Genomic DNA, 21,278 nt, shown 5'->3' on the forward strand with positions numbered 1-21,278 from the left:
CGGGGCCCGGACCGGTTCAGAGCCAGCCGCGGCGCTTGAACTGCCGGTACAGCGCGAAGACCGCCGCGGCCATCAGCGCGATCACCGCCGGATAGGCCCACACCCAGCGGAGCTCGGGCATGTGCTCGAAGTTCATGCCGTAGATCCCCGCCACCATCGTCGGTACGGCGGCCATCGCCGCCCAGGCCGAGATCTTGCGCATGTCGTCGTTCTGCCGCACGCCCACCTGGGCCAGATGGGCCGAGAGGATGTCGGAGAGCAGCCGGTCCAGCCCCTCCACGTACTCGTTGGCGCGCGTCAGATGGTCGCTGACGTCCCGGAAGAACGGCTGCGAGTGTTCGTGGACGAACGGCACGTCCGCGCTCGCCAGCCGGGCCATGGGGGAGCTCAGCGGCCCCGCGGCCCGGCGGAACTCCAGGATCTGCCGCTTGAAGGTGTAGATGCGGGCCGCGGTGCTCTTCGTGTCACCGACGCCGGTCGGCGCGAACACCTCGGTCTCCAGCTCCTCCAGGTCGACCTGGAGCTCGCCCGCGACCTCGATGTAGTGGTCGACGACCGCGTCGCTGATCGCGTACAGCACCGCGGTCGGCCCGTGCTTGAGCACCTCCGGTTCGGCCTCCAGGCGGCGGCGCACCGCGGCGAGCGGCGCGCCCTCCCCGTGCCGGACCGTCACGACGAACGAATCGCCTATGAAGGCCATGAGCTCGTCGGTGGTGACGGTGTCGCTGCTCGGCTCGTACACCACCGGCTTGATGACCGCGAAGAGCGAGTCGTCGTACACCTCCAGCTTGGGGCGCTGGTGCGCGCTCAGGGCGTCCTCCACCGCCAGCGGATGCAGGCCGAACTCGCTGCTGACGAGGTCGAACTCCTTCTCCGTCGGCTCGTGCAGCCCGATCCAGAGGAACGCGTCACCGGCGGCCCGAGCCTCGTCGAGGGCCTCGGAGAGGTCGGCGGGGCCCTCGGTGCGGCGCCCGTCCCGGTAGATGGCACAGTCCACGATCACGGCGCGCATTCTTCCCTGCCGCGGTCCTGGGCGCACCTCGTCGGCGGCGGCGGCCTACGCTGGCCCGTATGCCCACCCTGATCCTCGTACGCCACGGACGCTCCACCGCCAACACCGCCGGGGTGCTCGCGGGCCGCACCCCCGGGATCGCGCTCGACGAGCGCGGTGCCGAGCAGGCCGCGGCCCTGCCCGGACGGCTGGCCGGACTGCCGCTGGCCGCCGCCGTCAGCAGCCCGCTCCAGCGCTGCCGGGAGACCCTGCGGCCGCTGCTCGCCGCCCGGCCCGGGCTGGAGCTGCACACCGAGGACCGGATCAGCGAGTGCGACTACGGCGACTGGTCGGGGCGCAAGCTCGCGGAGCTCGCCGACGAACCGCTGATGGGCGTCGTGCAGCAGCATCCGTCGGCGGCGGCGTTCCCCGGCGGCGAGTCGATGCGCGGCATGCAGGCGCGCGCGGTCGACGCGGTACGGGACTGGAACGCCCGCGTCGAGGCCGCGCACGGTGACGACGCCGTTTACGTGATGTGCTCGCACGGCGACATCATCAAGGCCCTGGTCGCCGACGCGCTCGGCATGCACCTCGACCTCTTCCAGCGGATCCAGGCCGACCCCTGTTCGGTCACCGCGATCCGCTACACCAGGCTGCGGCCCTTCCTGCTGCGGCTCGGCGACACCGGGGATCTCGCCCCGCTGGCGCCGCGCGAACACCCGCTCCCGGCGGACTCGGACGCGGACGCGGCGGTCGGGGGCGGCGCTGGGGCGCCCTGATCGCTTCGCGCAGTAGGGTGGACGCTCCGTAGGCGCCTTGCCCCGGGGAATGCCCCGGGCCCCGGCCGCCCCTCATCCACCGTCGAGTTCAAGGGAGACAGGACGTGTCCCGTCAGGTGTTCCTCTACGACCCCCCGGACCGTTTCGTGGCCGGTACGGTCGGGCTGCCTGGACGTCGTACGTTCTTCCTGCAGGCATCCTCAGGCGGACGTGTCACCAGCGTGGCCCTGGAGAAGACCCAGGTCGCCGCGCTCGCCGAGCGGATCGACGAGCTGCTCGACGAGGTGGTGCGGCGGACCGGCGGGAACTCCCCGGTGCCCGCCGTGGCGCCGATGGACGTCACCGACACCGCGCCCCTGGACGTCCCCGTCGAGGAGGAGTTCCGGGTCGGCACGATGGCGCTCGCCTGGGACGGCGAGGAACAGCGCATGATCGTCGAGGCGCAGGCGCTGGTCGAGCTGGACGTGGAGTCCGACGAGGATCTCGCCGAGGCCGAGGAACGGCTGCTCCAGGACGAGGAGAACGGCCCGCCGATGCTCCGGGTCCGTCTCAGCGGCGCGAAGGCCCGGGCCTTCGCCAAGCGCGCCCTGGACGTCGTGAACGCCGGACGTCCGCCGTGCCCGCTGTGCAGCCTGCCGCTCGACCCGGAAGGACACGTATGCCCGCGCCAGAACGGATACCGTCGCGGAGCCTGACCGGCACCGAACTGATCGATCTGCTCACCGAGGGGGAGCTCACCGTCCTCGGACAGATCCGCGGCGCGTCCAACGCGGTGCTCTACTGCACGGTCTCGCGTGATGGCGAGGAGGCTCCTTGCGTCTACAAGCCGGTGGCCGGTGAGCAGCCCCTGTGGGACTTCCCGGACGGCACGCTCGCCCGGCGCGAGGTGGCCGCGTACGAGATGTCCGAGGCGACCGGCTGGGGCCTGGTGCCGCCCACCGTGCTGAGGGACGGTCCGTACGGCGAGGGCATGTGCCAGCTGTGGATCGACGCGACACCCCGCACGGACGCGGACGGCGAGGAGGGCGAGTCGGGCGAGCCGCCGCTGCTCGCGCTCGTCGAGGACGAGGAGCCGGGGGAGGGCTGGAAGGCCGTCGCCCAGGCCGAGGTCGGTGAGGGCAGGACGGCCCTGCTGGTCCACGCGGACGATGCCAGGCTGCGGCGGCTCGCCGTCCTCGACGCAGTGATCAACAACGGCGACCGCAAGGGCGGCCATCTGCTGCCCGCCTCCGGCGGCCGGCTCTACGGCATCGACCACGGTGTGACATTCAACGCCGACGACAAGCTGCGCACGCTGCTCTGGGGCTGGGCGGGAGAGCCGCTGACGGCCGAGGCCGTCGAGGTCGTCGAGCGGCTGGGCGCGGAACTCGCGCCGGGAACCCCGCTCGTCACCCGGCTGGCCGAGCTGATCACCGAGGTCGAGATCGAGGCGTTGCGGGGTCGTGTGGCGGGGCTCAGGGCCACCGGCAGGCACCCGGTGCCGAGCGGGGAATGGCCGTCGATCCCCTGGCCTCCGGTCTGAGCGGAGCAGCGGGTACGCGGCGGCAGGCGGCGCGGACCGGGGTGCCGGGACCGCCTCCCGAAGCAGATGGCGACGCCCGGCGCAAGAGCGCCTCTTCGGTCAAGATCCGGCATCCGGTTCGTATCCGGAACATGCATCCGGTTACGCTCGTGGCATGCATGCCTGGCCCGCTTCTGAGGTCCCCGCCCTGCCTGGCAAGGGCCGCGACCTTCGGATCCACGACACCGCGACCGGCGGACGGATCACCCTTGACCCCGGTCCCGTCGCCCGCATCTACGTCTGCGGCATCACGCCGTACGACGCGACCCACATGGGTCATGCGGCGACCTACAACGCGTTCGACCTCGTTCAGCGCGTGTGGCTCGACACCAAGCGGCAGGTTCACTATGTCCAGAACGTGACCGACGTGGACGACCCGCTCCTGGAGCGGGCCGTGCGCGACGGCCAGGACTGGACCGAGCTCGCCGAGCGCGAGACGGCCCTGTTCCGCGAGGACATGACTGCCCTGCGCATGCTTCCGCCGAAGCACTACATCGGTGCCGTGGAGGCGATACCCGGCATCGTTCCGCTGGTGGAACGGCTTCGCGACGCAGGCGCCGCCTACGAGCTCGACGGCGACGTGTACTTCTCCGTCGAGGCCGACCCGCACTTCGGCGAGGTCTCGAACCTCGACGCCGAGGCGATGCGGCTGCTCTCCGCCGAGCGCGGTGGCGACCCGGAGCGCCCCGGCAAGAAGAACCCGCTCGACCCGATGCTCTGGATGGCCGCCCGCGAGGGCGAGCCGAGCTGGGACGGCGGCTCGCTCGGCCCCGGCCGGCCCGGCTGGCACATCGAGTGCGTCGCCATCGCCCTGGACCACCTCGGCATGGGCTTCGACGTCCAGGGCGGCGGGTCCGACCTCGCCTTCCCGCATCACGAGATGGGCGCCTCGCACGCCCAGGTGCTGACCGGCGAACACCCCTTCGCCCAGGCCTATGTGCACGCCGGAATGGTCGGCCTGGACGGCGAGAAGATGTCCAAGTCCAGGGGCAATCTGGTCTTCGTCTCGCGGCTGCGCCGCGACGGCGTGGACCCGGCGGCGATCCGGCTGGCGCTGCTGTCGCACCACTACCGGTCCGACTGGGAGTGGACGGACCAGGTGCTCGCCGACGCGGTGGAGCGCCTGGCCCGGTGGCGCGCCGCCGTCTCCCGGCCCGACGGACTGCCCGCCGAGGCCCTGGTCGAGGAGGTCCGCGAGGCCCTCGCCGACGACCTGGACGCGCCGGCCGCACTGGCCGCCGTGGACCGCTGGGCCGAGCGTCAGAACGCCGAGGGCGGTACGGACGAGGGCGCGCCCGGCCTCGTGTCGCGCACCGTCGACGCGCTGCTGGGCGTCGCCCTGTAGCGCCGCACAGGGTGGCAACCCGCTGATATCCACCGGACGTTCCGGACGAACCGGCCTTGGACTTCTCGACGAAGTTCAGGGCCGGTTCCGTTTTGTCCATGGTCAAGTGCTCGATGCTGCGCTAAAAGCGCTCTATGCAATCATCAACGCGCATCAGAGCGGCGGCAGTTGCAGCCTTGCTGGGGTTGATCGCCGTCCTTTCGGGCCCCGGTGCGGCCCAGGCCGGCGCCGCCGAGCCGGACACCACGGTCGGCGACCTCACCAAATTCTCCGCCGACGGATCCGTCTACCACCTGAAGGCCGGTGCCGCCGAGGCCCGGGTCAGCTTCGTCTCCGACGAGACCTTCCGCATCGAACTCGCTCCGGGCGGCACGTTCTCGGACCCGACGGGCGACGACATCGTCCTGCCGCAGGGCACCCCGCCGCGCACCCGGTGGAAGGAGCGGGGCGACCGCTACGAACTCTCCACCGGCCGCGTCACCCTGCGCGCCTACAAGTCGCCCCTGCGGTTCGCCCTGTACCGGGCGGACGGCAGCCAGGTCTGGTCCGAGGCCAAGGGGCTGAGCTGGGACGGCGAGAGGACCACCCAGACGCTGGCCCGCGGCGCGGACGAGCAGTTCTACGGCGCAGGCATGCAGAACGGCCGGGGCAACACCTCGCACCGCGACAAGACCGTCGAGGTCGGCGTCGACTACGACTGGGACGACGGCGGCCACCCCAACTCGGTGCCGTTCTACCTCTCCTCGGCCGGCTACGGCGTCTTCCGCAACACCTACGCGCCGAACACCTACGCCTTCACCGACCCGGTGACCACCAGCGCGAAGGAGCAGCGCTTCGACGCGTACTACTTCGCGGGCGACAGCGCCAAGGACGTCATCGGGCAGTACACGAAGCTCACCGGAAAGCCGTTCCTGCCGCCCGTGTACGGGATGGAGATCGGCGACGCCGACTGCTACCTCCACAACGCCAACCGCGGTGAGCGCCACACCCTGGACGCCCTGAAGGTCGCCGACGGCTACGTCGAGAACGACATGCCGAACGGCTGGATGCTCGTCAACGACGGCTACGGCTGCGGATACGAGGACCTCGCCGAGACCGCGAAGGGCCTCCAAAACCGCGACATGCAGCTCGGCCTGTGGACCCAGGACGGCATCGACAAGCTCGCCGAGCAGGTCAAGGCCGGCCAGCGGGTCGCCAAGCTGGACGTCGCCTGGATCGGCGCCGGCTACAAGTTCGCCCTGGACGGCTGCAAGGACGCGTACAAGGGCATCGAGGACAACAGCGACGCCCGCGGCTTCACCTACGCCCCCGAGAGCTGGTCGGGCGCCCAGCGCTGCGGAGTGCAGTGGTCCGGCGACCAGTACGGCACCTGGGACTACATCCGCTGGCAGATCCCGACCTACGCGGGCGCCACGATGTCCGGTCTCGCCTACACCACCGGCGACGTCGACGGCATCTTCGGCGGCAGCGCCAAGACCTACACCCGTGACCTCCAGTGGAAGATGTTCCTGGGGACCACGATGACGATGGACGGCTGGGCGGCCAGCGACAAGCAGCCCTTCCGGTACGGGGAGCCGTACACCACCGTCAACCGCGACTACCTCAAGCTCAAGGAGTCGCTGCTGCCCTACCAGTACTCCTACGCGCACGAGGCGACGAAGACCGGCGTCGGCATGGTCCGCCCGCTCGTACTCGAATACCCGGACGACCCGAAGGCGGCGACGGACGCGGCGAAGTACGAGTTCATGTCCGGCGAGGACTTCCTCGTCGCCCCGGTCTACCAGGACAGCACCGAACGCGACGGCATCTACCTGCCGAAGGGCACCTGGACCGACTACTGGAGCGGGCGGACCTACGAGGGGCCGGTCACTCTCGACGACTACAGCGCCCCGCTCGACACCCTGCCGCTGTTCGTCAGGGGCGGTGCCAGTGTGCCGATGTGGCCGGGCATCCGCTCGTACAAGGACCGCACCGCAGGCTCCGCGCTCGCCTGGGACGTCTACCCGCAGGGCAAGTCGTCCTTCACGCTGTACGAGGACGACGGCGTCACCCGGCAGCACCGCGACGGCAAGTACGCCACCCAGCGGGCCGACGTGGACGCACCGGTCCGGGGCGCGGGCGACGTGACCGTACGGATCGGCGCGAGCAAGGGGGAGTTCACCGGCAAGCAGGGCAAGCGCCCGTACGAGTTCAGCGTGCACACCGGCTCAGCCCCGAGCGCGGTCGAGCTCGACGGGAAGCTGCCCCGGCTGGACTCCGCCGCCGCGTACAAGGCCGCGAAGCAGGGCTGGTGGTACGACCGGGACGACCGCGGCGGCGTCGTGAAGATCAAGACCGCGCCGCTCTCCACCGCCGAGGCATTCTCCGTGAAGCTGAAGAACACCAGCGCCGTCGGCGGGCGGACCGCCGCGGCGAACGCCGGGGTCTCCGCGCCGTCCGGGCAGGAGGTCGGCGCCGGGGCCGAGGGCACCGTCCTCGTCGACGTCACCGCGGGCCGGGCCGATGTCACGGACGCCGAGGTCGGCCTGGACGTCCCCGAGGGCTGGCAGGTCGCGGCGCCCGCGAAGGTGGACCGGATCCCGGCGGGCACCACCCGTCGGGTCGAGGTCTCCGTCACCCCCGCGAAGGTCGCCACGGCGGGCGAGGCGCGGATCACCGCCCTCGTCCGCTACCGGTCGGCCGGCGAATCCCGCACCGCCACCCAGCGGTTCGCCGCCGGGGTGATGCCACCGCCGCCCACCGGCGAGGCCTGGGCGAGCGACCTGGTGTGGCTGAAGTCCACCAACGGCTACGGACCGGCCGAACGCGACCGCAGCAACGGCGAGTCGGGCGCCACCGACGGGCACCCGCTGACCCTGGCCGGGAAGACGTACGAGAAGGGGATCGGCACCCACGCCGACTCCGACATCGAGGTCTACCTCGGCGGGCGCTGCACCGCGTTCACCGCGGACGCGGGGATCGACGACGAGATCAACGGCTACGGCGAAGTGGCCTTCTCCGTCGAGGCGGACGGCAAGGTGCTGTGGACCTCCCCGAAGGTGACCGGAGCCTCGGCGACCGTGCCGGTCGACGTGAAGCTCGACGGTGCGCGCCATGTGCACCTGAAGGTCACGGACACCAACGGCTCCAAGACCGGTGACCACGGGGACTGGGCCGGGGCCCGGTTCACCTGTTCCTGAATGTCCCGGACAGCACGGGAGCGCCGGGCGGTCACGTACCCGCCCGGCGCTCCACCGGTCCCGTCAGTCCTCCGGGGAGTCCTCCGGCGGACCCTGCGGTCCCTCGCCGTCCCGGTCCCCGTCGACGTCGCCCTCGCGGCCGGGACCGTCCGCGGGCGGCGCGCCGGGTCCCGTATCGCCCCCGGCCTCGGGGCGGACCGGCTTCGGCGGACGGGTACGGCCGCTGGAGGTGTCACGCAGGTACGTGGCGTCGCCGCTGTCCGTCGCGTGCCCGCCCGGCGCCTGGCCCGGACCAGGGTCCCTGCGGCGCAGATAGCGCTCGAACTCCCGGGCGATGGCCTCGCCGCTCGCCTCGGGCAGCTCGGCGGTGTCCCGGGCCTCCTCCAGCGTCTGCACGTACTCGGCCACCTCGCTGTCCTCGGCGGCCAGTTGGTCGACGCCGAGCTGCCAGGCGCGCGCGTCCTCGGGCAGTTCGCCCAGTGGGATGCGCAGACCGATGAGGTCCTCCAGGCGGTTCAGCAGCGCGAGCGTGGCCTTCGGGTTGGGCGGCTGCGACACGTAGTGCGGCACCGCCGCCCACAGGCTCACCGCGGGCACACCCGCGTGCGTGCAGGCCTCCTGGAGGATGCCGACGATGCCCGTCGGCCCCTCGTACTTGGTCTCCTCCAGGTCCATGGTCCGCGCCAGATCCGGATCGGAGGTGACTCCGCTGACCGGAACCGGCCGGGTGTGCGGGGTGTCGCCGAGCAGGGCGCCCAGGATCACCACCATCTCCACGCCCAGCTCATGGGCGAAACCCAGGATCTCGTTGCAGAACGAGCGCCAGCGCATGGATGGTTCGATACCGCGGACCAGGACGAGATCGCGGGGCTTCTCCCCGCCGACGCGGACCACGGAGAGCCGGGTGGTCGGCCAGGTGATCTTGCGCACCCCGCCGTCCAGCCAGAGCGTCGGCCGGTTGACCTGGAAGTCGTAGTAGTCCTCGGCGTCCAGCGCCGCGAACACCTCGCCCTTCCACTCCCGGTCCAGGTGCGCGACCGCCGTGGAGGCGGCGTCCCCTGCGTCGTTCCATCCCTCGAACGCGGCCACCATGACCGGGTCGATCAGCTCGGGAACCCCCTCGAGCTCGATCACCCAGGCCTCCTTCCGAAGTTCCCTTGTGTACCCATCAACCTTACGGCTTCCGGCCACTTGCGCCGCAGCCTCCGTGCACAGCCGGGCGAACCCGGCCCGCACGGGCGTATCACCGGTCGAATCGGGGCATCAGATACGGGATACATCCGAGCTGTGATGCGTAGATTTCGTTCAGGCGCTGGACGCTGGGGTCTTCGTGGCGCTATACATCGGATGACCAGAACAGAGGTCCGATGTTATTCCCCTGGGGGCGCACATGAGTCAGACCGTCACGGATTTCGAGGTCCACGACATCCGTTTTCCGACCTCGGAACAACTGGACGGCTCGGACGCCATGAACCCCGATCCCGACTACTCGGCTGCCTACGTCGTACTGCGCACCGATGTCCCGGACCGCACGGACGGACCGGACACTGGCAGTGGCGGCATCGAGGGACATGGCTTCTGCTTCACCATCGGGCGCGGCAACGAGGTGATGGCCGCCGCCATCGACACGCTGCGCCCCTACCTGGTGGGGCGTCCGGCGCCCCGCACCGCGGCCGATCTCGCCGCACTGCACCGCGAGCTCACCCACGACTCGCAACTGCGCTGGCTCGGCCCGGAGAAGGGCGTGATGCACATGGCGGCCGGTGCGGTCGTCAACGCCGCCTGGGACCTGGCCGCCAAGCTCGCGGGCAGGCCGGTCTGGGAGTTCCTCGCCGGCATGACGCCCGAGGAGCTCGTCTCCCTCGTCGACTTCCGCTACCTCACCGACGCCCTCACCCCCGACGAGGCCCTGGAGATCCTGCGGGCCGCCGAACCCGGCCGGGCCGAACGCGCCCAGCGGCTGCGCGCCGAGGGGTACCCGGCGTACACCACCTCGCCCGGGTGGCTGGGCTACAGCGACGACAAGCTGGTCGGGCTCGCGAAGGAGGCCGTCGCCGACGGCTTCACCCAGATCAAGCTGAAGGTCGGCGGCAGCCTGAGCGACGACGTCCGCAGACTCGCCCTGGCCCGCGAGGCCGTCGGGCCGGACATCCGGATCGCCGTCGACGCCAACCAGCGCTGGGACGTCTCGGACGCGGTCGAATGGATGACCGCGCTCGCCCCGTACGACCCGCACTGGATCGAGGAACCGACCAGCCCCGACGACATCCTCGGCCACGCCGCCGTCCGCGCGGGCCAGCCGGTCAAGGTCGCCACCGGCGAACACGTCGCCAACCGGGTCGTGTTCAAGCAACTGCTCCAGGCCGGGGCCGTCGACTTCGTCCAGATCGACGCGGCCCGGGTCGCGGGCGTCAACGAGAACCTGGCGATCCTGCTGCTCGCCGCCAAGTACGGCGTACCGGTCTGCCCGCACGCGGGCGGGGTAGGACTCTGCGAGCTGGTGCAGCACCTCTCGATGTTCGACTACGTGGCGGTCTCCGGGAGTCGGGACAACCGCGTGATCGAGTACGTCGACCATCTCCACGAACACTTCGCCGATCCCACCGTGATCGAGTCGGGCCGCTACACCGCGCCGAGCGCCCCGGGCTTCTCCGCCCGGATGCTCCCCGAGTCGATCGACGCACACCGCTATCCGGAGGGCGCCGTATGGCAGTCCCGCCGCACCACCGAGGAGGCCGGCCGATGACCGCGACGAGAGACTTCGAGGGAATGGGAGCCCTGGTCACCGGCGGTGCCTCCGGCATCGGGGCCGCCGTCGCGACCATGCTGCTGGCGCGCGGCGCCCGGGTCGCCGTACTGGACCGGGAGACCGCGGGCGCCCCCGAGGGCGTCCTCGCCGTCAAGGCCGACGTCACCGACGACGACGCGGTGCGCGAGGCGGTCGACCGGGCCGCCGCCGAACTGGGCGCGCTGCACACCGTCGTCTCCAACGCCGGCATCGGATCCGTCGGCACCGTCGAGGACAACGCCGACGAGGAGTGGACCCGGGTCCTGGACATCAACGTCCTCGGCATGGTCCGAACCGCCCGGCACGCCATGCCCCATCTGCGGCGCGCGGCGGCCGACCGCCCAGGCGCCGTGTCGATCACCCAGACCTGCTCCATCGCGGCGACCGCCGGGCTGCCGCAGCGTGCTCTGTACAGCGCGAGCAAGGGCGCGGTGCTCTCGCTGACGCTGGCGATGGCCGCCGACCACGTCCGCGAGGGCATCCGGGTCAACTGCGTCAACCCCGGTACGGCGGACACCCCGTGGATCGGCCGGCTCCTCGGTCAGGCCGACGACCCGGCCGCCGAGCGGGCCGCGCTCAACGCCCGCCAGCCGCTGGGGCGGCTGGTGTCGGCCGACGAGGTGGCCGCCGCGATCGTCTACCTCGCGAGCCCGACCGCCGCCTCGGTCACCGGCACGGCACTGGCCGTCGACGGCGGCATGCAGGGACTGCGCCTGCGTCCCGCCGAGAGCTGACCGGGGGAGCGCGGCTCGAGCCGCGTCACGGGCCGTGTCCCCGCGCACGATGCACCTCCGCCACGATGCACCTCCGCTCACGATGCACCTCCGCTTTGCCGACAGAGCTCCGAGCCGGTACTCACAAAGGAACGGGACACCAATGAGAGTGCGTACGACGAGTGCGGCGGCCTGCGCCGTACTGCTGGCAGTCACCGCCCTCGCGGGCTGCAACCGCGAGTCCACCGACGACGGCGCGGGCGGCGGGAAGGTCGGGATCGACCTGCCGCGCAGTGACAGCGACTTCTGGAACTCGTACCAGAACTACGTGGAGAAGGGCGTCAAGGAGGGCGAGGTCAAGGCGCTGCCGCTGACCAACTCGCAGAACGACATCGGCAAGCTGGTCGCCAACGTCCAGACCTTCACCGACCAGGGCGCCAAGGCCGTCGTGATGGCGCCGCAGGACACCGGCGCGATCGCCGAGTCGCTCAACACGCTGAACGAGAAGAAGATCCCGGTCGTCAGCGTCGACACCCGCCCCGACAAGGGCAACATCTACATGGTGGTGCGTGCCGACAACAAGGCGTACGGCACCAACGCCTGCAAGTACCTCGGCGAGCAGCTGAAGGGCAAGGGCAAGGTCGTCGAGTTCCAGGGCGACCTCTCCTCGATCAACGGCCGCGACCGTTCCGAGGCGTTCAAGGCCTGCATGGACAAGGACTTCCCCGGCATCAAGGTCTTCGAGCTGGCCACCGACTGGAAGGGCGACGTCGCCTCCGCCAAGCTCCAGTCCACCCTGGCCGCCAACCCCGACATCAACGGCATCTACATGCAGGCCGGCGGGGTCTTCCTGCAGCCCACCCTCGCCCTCCTGGAGCAGAAGAAGCTGCTGAAGCCGGCCGGTACGCCGGGACACATCACGATCATCTCCAACGACGGCATCCCGGAGGAGTTCGACGCCATCAAGGCCGGGAAGATCGACGCCACGATCTCCCAGCCCGCCGACCTCTACGCGAAGTACGCGCTGTACTACGCCAAGGCGGCTCTGGACGGCAAGACCTTCAAGGAAGGCCCCACCGACCACGACTCCAACATCATCAAGATCCCGAACGGCTTCGAGGACCAGCTCCCCGCGCCGCTGGTGACCAAGGACAACGTCGACGACCCGAAGCTGTGGGCCAACCAGCTGGAGAAGAAGAGCTAGCCATGGACCAGGCACCACCTGCCGTACAGGCGGAAGGCGTTGTCAAACGCTTCGGGCCCACCGTGGCGCTCGACGGGGTCCGGCTCACCGTGCAGCCCGGTGAGTCGCACGCCCTGGTCGGCCGCAACGGCGCCGGCAAGTCGACGCTGGTCAGTGTCCTGACCGGACTCCACAAGGCGGACGCGGGCACGGTCACGTTCGGCGGGGAGCCCACGCCCGCCTTCGGGGACACCACGGCCTGGCAGTCGAAGATCGCCTGCGTCTACCAGAAGTCCATGGTCGTCCCGGACCTGACCGTCGCGGAGAACCTCTTCCTCAACCGCTTCGACGACAACGCCCGCTGGATCAGCTGGGGGAAGCTCCGCAGACGCGCCGAGCGGCTGCTGGCCGAATACGGCGTCCAGGTCGACCCCAACACCCGGGCGCGCGATCTCGCCGTGGAACAGAGGCAGTTCGTCGAGATCGCCAGGGCGCTGTCCTTCGGCGCCCGGCTGATCGTCCTGGACGAGCCGACCGCTCAGCTCGACGCCCGGGGCATCGGGCGGCTCTTCGACAAGCTGCGGGAACTGCAGAGCCAGGGAGTGGCGTTCCTCTTCATCTCCCACCACCTCCAGGAGGTGTACGAGCTGTGCACGGCGGTCACCGTCTACCGTGACGCCCGCCATGTCCTGACCGCCCCGGTCGCCGGCATCGCCAAGGCGGAGCTGGTGGCGGCGATGACCGGCGAGCAGTCCGCCGGTGCCACCGCCTGGCACGCGGGCAGTACCGGGTCCGCGGCGCGGGACGGGGCGGCCGCCCCCGTGCTGCGTACCGAAGGACTCACCGTTCAGGGCCAGTTCGAACCGCTGGACCTGGAGGTCCGCCCCGGCGAGGTGCTCGGCCTGGCCGGCTCCGCGGCGAGCGGCAACACGGCCCTGGGGGAGACCCTGGCCGGCATGCGGAAGGCGGGCGGCGGCACCGTCCGGGTGCACGGCAGGGCTGTGCGCTCCGGCAGCGTGCCGCACGCGCTGGACGCCGGGATCGGCTACATCCCGGAGGACCGGCACGACCAGGGCCTCGTCCTGGAACGCAGCGTCGCCGAGAACGCCACGCTCACCGTCACCGACCAGCTGGGCCCGTGGGGGACCGTACTGCCCTCCCGTACCAGGGAGTTCGCACGCTCCATGATCGCCTCGCTGGACATCAAGACGCAGGGGCCCGAGCAGCCCGTCTCCGGGCTCTCCGGCGGCAACCAGCAGAAGGTGGTGGTGGCCAGGGCGCTGGCCCGTGAACCCAGCGTGCTGGTGGCGGTCCGGCCCACCGCGGGCGTGGACATCAAGTCCAAGGACTCGCTGCTCGGAGTCGTGCGACGGGTCGCCGACGAAGGGAACGCCGCAGTGATCATCTCGGACGAGCTGGACGATCTGCGGGTCTGTGACCGGGTGCTGGCCCTGTTCCACGGACGCGTGGTCGCGACATTCGCAAGCGGGTGGAACGACGGGGAGCTCGTCGCCGCCATGGAAGGTGTGGGGGACAGGGAATGACCGGCACAGTACGGCCCCTGGCGGCCGACGGCATCGACAGCGGGCCGAAGGGCTACCTGACCGGCGAAAGGCCGCTGGACCGGCTGAAGCTGATCAGGTGGAGCGACTTCTCCCTGGTACCGGTGATCCTGGTGCTGATGGTGATCGGCTTCATCGTCTCGCCGGTGTTCCTGACCTCCGAGAACCTGATCAGCGTCGTCCAGCAGTCCTCCGAGCTGAGCCTGCTGGTGCTGGGCCAGGCGCTGATCCTGATCTGCGGGCGGATGGACCTGTCGCTGGAGTCGACGATCGGCATCGCGCCGGTCGTCGCGATGTGGCTGGTGCTGCCCGCCGAGGGCGGCCGCTTCGCGGGCCTGGGTCTGCTGCCCACCTGGTCGGCGATCCCGCTCTGCCTGCTGGTGGGCCTGGCCATCGGCGCGGTCAACGGCTTCCTGATGCTGAAGCTGAGGGTCAACGGCTTCATCGCCACGCTCGGCATGCTCACCATGCTGCGCGGCCTGCACATCGGGATCACCGAGGGCAAGTCCATCACCGACGTTCCGGAGTCCTTCCGCTACCTCGGCAAGAGCGAGTGGCTCGGCGCGCCGGCCGCGGTCTGGATCTGCCTCGCGCTGTTCGCCGTCGGCGGCGCCGCGCTGGCCTGGCTGCGCCACGGCCGCTCGCTGTACGCCATCGGCGGCAACCCGGAGGCGGCGCGCGCCGCGGGCATCAGGGTGGACCGGGTCACCTGGATCGTGCTGGCCGTCGGCGGCCTGCTCGCGGCCTTCGCGGGCATCCTCTACACCGGTCACTACGGATCGGTCGCGGCGACTCAGGGCAACGGCTGGATCTTCCAGGTGTTCGCCGCCGCGGTCATCGGCGGCATCAGCCTCAAGGGCGGTCGCGGCACGCTGTTCGGCGCGCTGACCGGTGTGCTGACACTTCAGCTGGTGGTCAATGTGATGACCCTCGGCGGTGTCCCGGCGCTGTGGAACCAGTTCCTCAACGGCGCGATCATCATCGTCGCCCTGGTCATCTCGCGCTTCGCGAGCGGCGAGAGGCAGGACTGACGCCCGCTTCCCGGACGGGGCGGGTGGGGGAGGAGTCCCCACCCGCCCCGTTCCGCGCTACAGCGTCGACCGCAGCCATTGCTCCACGCTCGCCACATGGACCGTCGCCCAGGCACGCGCGGCCTCCGCGTCGCGGTCCCGCAGCGCCGACACGATCGCCCGGTGCTCATGGAGGGTGCGGCTGACCGCGTCCTCCTGCGTCAGACCGCGCCAGACCCGGGCCCGGGTGGTCGGCCCCGACAGCCCGTCGAGCAGCGAGCAGAGCACCGAATTCCCGGACGACTGCACGATGCCGCGGTGGAACTCCAGATCGCAGGCGACCAGCTCCTCCACCGAGGGCTGCGCTCCCAACGCATCCAACTGCGAGCTGAGCACGTCCAGTTGAGCCTCGCTGATCCGGGTGGCGGCCATCGCCGTCGCTGCGGGCTCCAGGATCCTGCGGACCGCGAGGAACTCCAGCACCGTGTCGTCGCGGTGGAAGTCCACCACGAAGCTCAGCGCCTCCAGGAGCAACTGCGGATCGAGGCTGGTCACATAGGTGCCGTCGCCCTGGCGCACATCGAGGATGCGGATCAGTGAGAGGGCCCGCACCGCCTCCCTGAGCGAGTTGCGCGAGAGCCCGAGCTCCGCGGCGAGTTCGCTCTCCTTGGGGAGCCGGTCGCCGGGGCGCAGCGCACCCGAGACGATCATTCCCTTGATCTTCTCGATCGCCTCGTCGGTGACAGCCATGACGGTCCTCCTGGATCGGGACTGGAATCAGAACTGGGTTCAGACATCCGATGTATCTCTTCATTATGCGGGTCGGAAGAGGCGGATGAACCAGGTCTGCCGCAGGTCGTCCGGGGCACGGGCAGCCGGCGGCCGGGTGGTGCGTCGGCCGGTCGTGCCGCTGCGGACATACCGACCGTGCCGCTGCGGACACGCGGCGAGGGGCGGCTCCCCCGCGGGAGCCGCCCCTCGCCGCGTGTCCGCAGCGGTCAGCCCCGGTCGCCGAGCATGGACTCGACGCCGGCCCGGATCTCGTCCGTCGCCAGGCCACGGATCGTCAGAGTCGTCCGGCGGCGCAGCACGTCGTCCGCGGTCTCGGCCCACTCGTGGTCACGGGCGTAGGCGACCTGCGCCCAGATCTCCGGCGCGTCCGGGTGGATGCGCTCGGCCAGCGCCGGGTTCTCGTTCGCCATCCGGGCGATGTCGAAGGAGAGCGAACCGTAGTGCGTGGCGAGGTGCCGCGCGGTGTCGGCCGACATCCGGGGACCCGGTGTGCCGCCGTCGATCAGCAGCCGGTGCGCCACCGCGTTCGGGTTGGCGATGCCGGGCAGCGGGAGCTTCTTCGGCAGGTGCGAGATCGGCTCCATGTCCTGTGCGAGCGGGTGGCCGGGGAGCGCGGCCAGCTTGTTCATCACCGTACGGCCGATGTGGCGGAACGTCGTCCACTTGCCGCCCGCGACCGACAGCATCCCGCCGCGGCCCTCCGTCACGACTGTCTCGCGCTTGGCCTTGGACGTGTCGCCGGGGCCGCCCGGCAGCACCCGCAGACCGGCGAAGGAGTACGTGATCAGATCGCGCGAGAGCTGCTGGTCCCGGATGGAGAACGCCGCCTCGTCGAGGATCTGCGCGGTGTCCTTCTCGTTGACCGCGACATCCGCGGGATCGCCCTCGTACGCCTCGTCCGTCGTGCCGAGCAGCAGCATGTCCTCCCACGGCAGGGCGAACGTGATGCGGTACTTGTCGATCGGGGTGGCCAGCGCGGCCTTCCACGGGCGGGTGCGCTTCAGTACGAGGTGCGCGCCCTTGGACAGGCGTATGGAGGGCGCCGCGTCCGGGTTCTCCATCCTGCGCAGGTGGTCGACCCACGGCCCGGTGGCGTTCAGCACGAGACGGGCGTTGACGCCGAACTCCGTGCCGTCCAGACGGTCCTCGAGCTCGGCGCCGGTCACCCGGCCCTTGGTGAACCGCAGCCCCGTCACCGCCGCGTGGTTGAGGACGACCGCACCCGCGTCGACGGCCGCGCGCACCGTCATCAGCGCCATCCGGGCGTCGTTCATCTGGTCGTCGCCATAGACCGCGACGGCCTTCAGGTTGTCCGTACGCAGCTCGGGCACATCGCGCCTGGCCTTCGCCGGGCTGATCACGTGCCCGACCCCGTCACCGAACGCGGAGAGCGCCGAGTAGGCGAACACCCCCGCGCCGAGCTTGGCCGCGCCGTGCGGGCCGCCCTTGTAGACCGGCAGGTAGAAGGTGAGCGGATTGGCCAGGTGGGGGGCCACCTGGCGGGACACCGCACGGCGCTCGAAGTGGTTCTCCGCGACCAGCTTCACCGCGCCGGTCTGCAGGTAGCGCAGACCGCCGTGGAGCAGCTTGGAGGAGGCGGAGGAGGTGGCGCCGGCGAAATCGCCGGCGTCCACCAGCGCCACCCGCAGCCCGGACTGCGCGGCGTGCCAGGCGGTGGAGATGCCCAGGATGCCGCCACCGATCACCAGGAGGTCGTACGCCGCCTTGGACAGCTGCTCCCGGGTTTCGGCACGGCTCGGGAGGGAGCCGGAGGCCAGGTGGGTCCCGAGGGCCGGGACACTCTGCAGGGTGGTCATGGTTGATTACTCCTCGTCTTCGAGCCAGCCCATGGTCCGTTCCACGGCCTTGAGCCAGCTCTTGTACTCACGTTCGCGGGTGTCCGCGTCCATGCGGGGGGTCCACTCGGCGGCCCGGCGCCAGTTGGCGCGCAGCGCGTCGGTGTCCGGCCAGAAGCCGACGGCGAGACCGGCGGCGTAGGCGGCGCCGAGGCAGGTCGTCTCGGCGACCATGGGCCGCACCACGGGTGCGTCCAGGAAGTCGGCGAGCGTCTGCATCAGCAGGTTGTTGGAGGTCATGCCGCCGTCGACCTTCAGGGCCGTCAGTTCGACCCCCGAGTCCTTGGTCATGGCGTCGGTGATCTCGCGGGTCTGCCAGGCGGTGGCCTCCAGGACGGCACGGGCGATGTGCGCCTTGGTGACGTACCTGGTCAGACCGGCGATGACACCGCGGGCGTCGGAGCGCCAGTACGGCGCGAACAGACCGGAGAACGCGGGCACGAAGTACGCGCCGCCGTTGTCCTCGACCGAGGAGGCCAGGGTCTCGATCTCGGCCGCGGACTTGATCAGGCCCATCTGGTCGCGCATCCACTGCACCAGCGAACCGGTGACGGCGATGGAGCCCTCCAGGGCGTAGACCGGCTTCTGGTCGCCGATCCGGTACCCCACGGTCGTCAGCAGCCCGTTGTACGAGTTGACGGGCGTCTCACCGGTGTTCATCAGCATGAAGGTGCCGGTGCCGTATGTGGACTTGGCCTCGCCCTCGGAGAAGCAGGTCTGGCCGAAGAGGGCCGCCTGCTGGTCACCGAGCGCGGACGCCACCGGGACCCCGTCGAGCACGCCGCCCTTGGCGCTGCCGTACACCTCGGCGGAGGAACGGATCTCGGGGAGCACCGCGGCCGGGATCTCCATCGACTGGAGGATCCGCTCGTCCCACTGCATCTCGTGCAGGTTCATCAGGAGGGTGCGCGAGGCGTTGGTGACATCGGTGACGTGGACGCCGCCGTCGGTGCCGCCGGTCAGGTTCCAGATGACCCAGGAGTCCATGGTGCCGAAGAGGATGTCGCCGCGCTCGGCGCGCTCGCGCAGCCCCTCGACGTTGTCGAGCAGCCAGCGGACCTTGGGGCCGGCGAAGTACGAGGCGAGCGGCAGCCCGGTCTCACGGCGGAAACGGTCCTGCCCGACGTTGCGGCCGAGCTCCTTGCAGAGCGCGTCCGTCCGGGTGTCCTGCCAGACGAGGGCGTTGTGGACCGGCTCACCGGTGTTCTTGTCCCAGAGCAGCGTGGTCTCGCGCTGGTTGGTGATGCCGATCGCCTTCACGTCGGCGGCGGTGATGCCCGCCTTGACGATGGCACCGGCCACGACCTCCTGGACGTTCTCCCAGATCTCGGTCGCGTCGTGCTCGACCCAGCCCGGCTTCGGGAAGATCTGCTCGTGCTCCTTCTGGTCGACGGAGACGATCCGGCCGTCCTTGTCGAAGACGATGCAGCGGCTGGAGGTGGTGCCCTGGTCGATGGCCGCGATGAACGGGCCGGTGGTGTGTGCGTCGGTCACGGTGTGCTCCCGGAGGTCTGTGTGGTCGTGAGGGTCGGGGCTCTGTGCGCCACGGCTCAGGCGAAGGCGACGTTGTAGAGCCCGCCCGCGATCGCGCCGCCGATGAGCGGTCCGGCGACCGGGATCCACGCGTAGCCCCAGTCGGAACCGCCCTTGTTCGGCAACGGCAGCAGCGCGTGCACGATACGCGGACCGAGGTCGCGAACCGGGTTGATCGCGTAGCCCGTCGGGCCGCCGAGCGAGAGGCCGATACCGACGACCACCAGAGCGGTGACCATCGCGCCGAGCGTGCCCAGACCGTTGCCCTCGTTGTTCAGGCCCTGGGTGAGGATCGCCAGGACGAGCACGACGGTGGCGATGATCTCCGTGACCAGGTTCTGCACGGCGTGCCGGATCTCGGGGCCGGTGGAGAAGATGCCCAGGACCGGGCCGGCCTTCGGGGCGGCGGCCTTGTCGACCATGCCTTCTTCACCCGTCTGGGCGCCCACGATCTCCGGATCCGTGAGGTGCGCCCGGAACTGCCCGTAGTACGTCAGCCAGACCAGCACCGCGCCGATCATCGCGCCGAACAGCTGGGAGACGAGATACAGCGGAACGTCGCTCCACTTGGTGCCGCCCTCGATCGCGAGACCGATGGTGACCGCCGGGTTGAGGTGCGCGCCGGAAACGCCACCGGCCAGATAAGCGCCGGTCAGCACGGCGAAACCCCACCCGAAGGTGATGGCCAGCCAGCCGGCGTTCTGCGCCTTGGAGCGCTTGAGAGTGACGGCTGCGCAGACACCGCCGCCGAGCAGGATGAGCACGGCGGTACCTATGGTCTCGCCGATGAAGATGTCGGAGCTGGACACCCGCGACTCCTTTGTCCTTCGTCCAGGGAAGCCGAACCCCGGGTCCCTCCGGTGGTCCGCGCCCTCGTGGGAGGGCGTTTTCCGGCCCTTGGCGCTGTCACACCCTAACGCTTGTTTCCGTTTGGTGTTCGACAATGCCGACCGATGAACGGCAATGCTTCCCCCAGGTGAATCGGGCGTCAAGGGTTGTGTGGCCTATAACTCGATCGTTACCGGGTGGCGGGCCGCCGCAGCGCTCAGAAGCGCCCGGCGCCCAGGTCCCGGGAGACCGCCCGGGCGCAGTCGCGCACCGCGGCGATCAGTTCGGGGCGCAGCTCCCCGTCCGCGCAGACCCGCTCCACGGCACCGGTCACGGCCACCGCGCCGACCGGCATCCGCCGCCGGTCGTGGATCGGGGCGGCCACCGCGGCCACGCCCTCCCAGGTCTCCTCCACGTCGGCCGCCCAGCCGCGCGCCCGGATCAGGTCGAGCATCGCCTCGAACTCCTCCGCATCGGTGACGGTGCGCGGTGTGAAGGGCTGCCGCTCGGCCTCCATCGCCTCGGTGTGCGCCACCGGGTCGTACGCGGCGAGCACCTTGCCCAGTGCCGTGGAGTGCAGCGGCTGCATGGCCCCGACCTCCAGGACCTGCCGGCTGTCGTCGGGGCGGAACACGTGGTGGACGATGAGGACGCCCTGCTGGTGCAGCACGCCCAGATGGGCGCTCTCGCCGCTGGAGCGGGCCAGGTCGTCCGTCCACACGAGTGCGCGGGCCCGCAGCTCGTGCACGTCCAGATAGCTGTTGCCCAGGCGCAGCAGCTCGGCGCCCAGCTGATAGCGGCCGGACGCGGTGTCCTGCTCGACGAAGCCCTCGTGCTGGAGCGTGCGCAGGATGCCGTGCGCGGTGCCCTTGGCCAGGCCCAGTGAAGAGGCGATGTCGGAGAGCCCCAGCCGACGCTCGCCACCTGCCAGCAGACGCAGCATCGCCGCCGCCCGCTCCAGCGACTGGATGTTCTTGGCCATCGCGCCGTACTCCTCCACCTCGGTTCGACAATGCTGAACACTATCGGTCGATGCCGACCATTGCTCGATCGTGTGCCGAAACCGCGACACCGCTCCGATCGGGACATCCCCCCGCACAGCATGCAGTCCGCTCCGTGGGACGGAGTGACGGCCCCGGGCGCCGCCCGGCTAGGCTG

The 21,278-nt window shown here is 70.6% G+C and carries 17 protein-coding genes; 10 read left to right on the forward strand and 7 right to left on the reverse strand.

What is annotated here, in order from left to right; translation table 11 throughout:
- Positions 1 to 16: 16 nt before the first annotated feature.
- Positions 17 to 1,012, reverse strand: a complete 996-nt coding sequence (corA, locus tag OHA19_RS31805) for a magnesium/cobalt transporter CorA (RefSeq protein ID WP_405711045.1) — start codon at positions 1,010 to 1,012, stop codon at positions 17 to 19.
- Positions 1,013 to 1,071: 59 nt separating this feature from the next.
- On the opposite strand from corA, the gene OHA19_RS31810 reads away from it, so the two are divergent.
- The 5 genes from OHA19_RS31810 to OHA19_RS31830 all read left to right on the forward strand — a co-directional run bounded on the left by OHA19_RS31810 (position 1,072) and on the right by OHA19_RS31830 (position 7,855).
- Positions 1,072 to 1,770 carry a histidine phosphatase family protein gene (locus OHA19_RS31810; protein ID WP_405711043.1) on the forward strand — a complete coding sequence of 233 codons (699 nt, stop codon included), beginning with the start codon at positions 1,072 to 1,074 and terminating at the stop codon, positions 1,768 to 1,770.
- A gap of 104 nt (positions 1,771 to 1,874) precedes the next feature.
- Entirely contained in the window at positions 1,875 to 2,465 is a 591-nt protein-coding gene (locus OHA19_RS31815) for a DUF3090 domain-containing protein (RefSeq protein WP_405711041.1), read from the forward strand.
- Entirely contained in the window at positions 2,429 to 3,292 is an 864-nt protein-coding gene (locus OHA19_RS31820) for an SCO1664 family protein (protein WP_405711039.1), read from the forward strand. Before OHA19_RS31815 ends, OHA19_RS31820 begins: the two co-directional genes overlap by 37 nt.
- 154 nt (positions 3,293 to 3,446) lie before the next feature.
- The gene (mshC, locus tag OHA19_RS31825) at positions 3,447 to 4,676 is read left to right on the forward strand and encodes a cysteine--1-D-myo-inosityl 2-amino-2-deoxy-alpha-D-glucopyranoside ligase (protein ID WP_405711037.1); all 1,230 of its coding nucleotides are present in this window, start codon (positions 3,447 to 3,449) and stop codon (positions 4,674 to 4,676) included.
- A 134-nt stretch (positions 4,677 to 4,810) separates the two neighbouring features.
- Positions 4,811 to 7,855 (forward strand): NPCBM/NEW2 domain-containing protein, encoded by a 3,045-nt coding sequence (locus OHA19_RS31830; protein WP_405711035.1) that lies wholly within the window; start codon positions 4,811 to 4,813, stop codon positions 7,853 to 7,855.
- Between the two features lie 63 nt (positions 7,856 to 7,918).
- Here the strand turns inward: OHA19_RS31830 and OHA19_RS31835 are convergent, their stop codons facing one another.
- On the reverse strand, positions 7,919 to 8,989 hold the full coding sequence (locus OHA19_RS31835) for a PAC2 family protein (protein ID WP_405711033.1): 1,071 nt from the start codon (positions 8,987 to 8,989) through the stop codon (positions 7,919 to 7,921).
- A gap of 256 nt (positions 8,990 to 9,245) precedes the next feature.
- Between OHA19_RS31835 and OHA19_RS31840 the strand changes: the two genes are divergently transcribed.
- From OHA19_RS31840 to OHA19_RS31860, 5 genes are all read left to right on the forward strand, one after another.
- Positions 9,246 to 10,601 (forward strand): L-fuconate dehydratase, encoded by a 1,356-nt coding sequence (locus OHA19_RS31840; RefSeq protein ID WP_405711031.1) that lies wholly within the window; start codon positions 9,246 to 9,248, stop codon positions 10,599 to 10,601.
- On the forward strand, positions 10,598 to 11,377 hold the full coding sequence (locus tag OHA19_RS31845; RefSeq protein WP_405752436.1) for an SDR family NAD(P)-dependent oxidoreductase: 780 nt from the start codon (positions 10,598 to 10,600) through the stop codon (positions 11,375 to 11,377). Before OHA19_RS31840 ends, OHA19_RS31845 begins: the two co-directional genes overlap by 4 nt.
- A gap of 142 nt (positions 11,378 to 11,519) precedes the next feature.
- Entirely contained in the window at positions 11,520 to 12,560 is a 1,041-nt protein-coding gene (locus OHA19_RS31850) for a sugar ABC transporter substrate-binding protein (RefSeq protein WP_405711027.1), read from the forward strand.
- A 2-nt stretch (positions 12,561 to 12,562) separates the two neighbouring features.
- Positions 12,563 to 14,083: a sugar ABC transporter ATP-binding protein gene (locus OHA19_RS31855; protein ID WP_405711025.1), complete on the forward strand. Its 1,521-nt coding sequence runs from the start codon at positions 12,563 to 12,565 to the stop codon at positions 14,081 to 14,083.
- Positions 14,080 to 15,132, forward strand: a complete 1,053-nt coding sequence (locus OHA19_RS31860; RefSeq protein WP_405711023.1) for an ABC transporter permease — start codon at positions 14,080 to 14,082, stop codon at positions 15,130 to 15,132. The genes OHA19_RS31855 and OHA19_RS31860 overlap by 4 nt, the downstream gene beginning before the upstream one ends.
- Positions 15,133 to 15,189: 57 nt before the next feature.
- Here the strand turns inward: OHA19_RS31860 and OHA19_RS31865 are convergent, their stop codons facing one another.
- The 5 genes from OHA19_RS31865 to OHA19_RS31885 form a co-directional block, all read right to left on the reverse strand.
- Positions 15,190 to 15,861 (reverse strand): FadR/GntR family transcriptional regulator, encoded by a 672-nt coding sequence (locus OHA19_RS31865; protein ID WP_037700470.1) that lies wholly within the window; start codon positions 15,859 to 15,861, stop codon positions 15,190 to 15,192.
- A gap of 248 nt (positions 15,862 to 16,109) precedes the next feature.
- Positions 16,110 to 17,720, reverse strand: a complete 1,611-nt coding sequence (locus OHA19_RS31870) for an FAD-dependent oxidoreductase (RefSeq protein WP_405711021.1) — start codon at positions 17,718 to 17,720, stop codon at positions 16,110 to 16,112.
- 6 nt (positions 17,721 to 17,726) lie between these two features.
- Positions 17,727 to 19,253 carry a glycerol kinase GlpK gene (glpK, locus tag OHA19_RS31875; protein ID WP_405711019.1) on the reverse strand — a complete coding sequence of 509 codons (1,527 nt, stop codon included), beginning with the start codon at positions 19,251 to 19,253 and terminating at the stop codon, positions 17,727 to 17,729.
- A 56-nt stretch (positions 19,254 to 19,309) separates the two neighbouring features.
- The gene (locus tag OHA19_RS31880; protein ID WP_405711018.1) at positions 19,310 to 20,101 is read right to left on the reverse strand and encodes an MIP/aquaporin family protein; all 792 of its coding nucleotides are present in this window, start codon (positions 20,099 to 20,101) and stop codon (positions 19,310 to 19,312) included.
- A gap of 236 nt (positions 20,102 to 20,337) precedes the next feature.
- A complete protein-coding gene (locus OHA19_RS31885) occupies positions 20,338 to 21,102 on the reverse strand; it encodes an IclR family transcriptional regulator (protein WP_405711016.1) in 765 nt (254 codons plus the stop codon).
- Positions 21,103 to 21,278 lie beyond the last annotated feature (176 nt).

The organism is Streptomyces sp. NBC_00012, from assembly GCF_045040875.1.
Lineage (GTDB): Bacteria > Actinomycetota > Actinomycetes > Streptomycetales > Streptomycetaceae > Streptomyces.

Excerpts from the sequence above, each read along its gene's own strand:
- corA (WP_405711045.1), bottom strand. The coding sequence starts at position 1,012 with ATGCGCGCCGTGATCGTGGACTGTGCCATCTACCGGGACGGGCGCCGC.
- OHA19_RS31810 (WP_405711043.1), top strand. The coding sequence starts at position 1,072 with ATGCCCACCCTGATCCTCGTACGCCACGGACGCTCCACCGCCAACACC.
- OHA19_RS31820 (WP_405711039.1), top strand. The coding sequence starts at position 2,429 with ATGCCCGCGCCAGAACGGATACCGTCGCGGAGCCTGACCGGCACCGAA.
- mshC (WP_405711037.1), top strand. The coding sequence starts at position 3,447 with ATGCATGCCTGGCCCGCTTCTGAGGTCCCCGCCCTGCCTGGCAAGGGC.
- OHA19_RS31830 (WP_405711035.1), top strand. The coding sequence starts at position 4,811 with ATGCAATCATCAACGCGCATCAGAGCGGCGGCAGTTGCAGCCTTGCTG.
- OHA19_RS31840 (WP_405711031.1), top strand. The coding sequence starts at position 9,246 with ATGAGTCAGACCGTCACGGATTTCGAGGTCCACGACATCCGTTTTCCG.
- OHA19_RS31845 (WP_405752436.1), top strand. The coding sequence starts at position 10,598 with ATGACCGCGACGAGAGACTTCGAGGGAATGGGAGCCCTGGTCACCGGC.
- OHA19_RS31850 (WP_405711027.1), top strand. The coding sequence starts at position 11,520 with ATGAGAGTGCGTACGACGAGTGCGGCGGCCTGCGCCGTACTGCTGGCA.
- OHA19_RS31855 (WP_405711025.1), top strand. The coding sequence starts at position 12,563 with ATGGACCAGGCACCACCTGCCGTACAGGCGGAAGGCGTTGTCAAACGC.
- OHA19_RS31860 (WP_405711023.1), top strand. The coding sequence starts at position 14,080 with ATGACCGGCACAGTACGGCCCCTGGCGGCCGACGGCATCGACAGCGGG.
- OHA19_RS31865 (WP_037700470.1), bottom strand. The coding sequence starts at position 15,861 with ATGGCTGTCACCGACGAGGCGATCGAGAAGATCAAGGGAATGATCGTC.
- OHA19_RS31870 (WP_405711021.1), bottom strand. The coding sequence starts at position 17,720 with ATGACCACCCTGCAGAGTGTCCCGGCCCTCGGGACCCACCTGGCCTCC.
- OHA19_RS31885 (WP_405711016.1), bottom strand. The coding sequence starts at position 21,102 with ATGGCCAAGAACATCCAGTCGCTGGAGCGGGCGGCGGCGATGCTGCGT.